General features: G+C 64.1%; 1 pseudogene. It reads right to left on the bottom strand.

The features are described 5' to 3' along the window. Positions 1–155 precede the first annotated feature (155 nt). Positions 156–259, bottom strand: a pseudogene (locus tag SB756_RS31840) (LysR family transcriptional regulator); the annotation flags it as partial.

Here is a 259-nt window from a genome sequence, read left to right as displayed (position 1 = left end):
CGTGGTTGCAGCGCGTGGCCAGTCATCCCAAGTACGTGGCGATGCTCGACTGACTCCCTCGGTCCAATGTGGGAGCTGGCTTGCCTGCGATAGCGTCACCCTGGTGCCCCGGCTAAACCGAGGTGTCTGCATCGCAGGCAAGCCTGCTCCCACATTCAGCGCGGCGGCGTGTCAGGCAGTGCTTTGTTGAGCAGTTCAAAGCAGCGCTGCGCCGCCGGGCTCAAGCCCATCCCGCTACGGCTGATCAACCCGATCTCCC

It is taken from the genome of Pseudomonas sp. SIMBA_068 (assembly GCF_046534705.1).
Classification (GTDB): domain Bacteria; phylum Pseudomonadota; class Gammaproteobacteria; order Pseudomonadales; family Pseudomonadaceae; genus Aquipseudomonas; species Aquipseudomonas putida.
The sequence above is the reverse complement of the archived record's forward strand: the minus strand, read 5'-3'. Positions and strand labels throughout refer to the sequence as shown.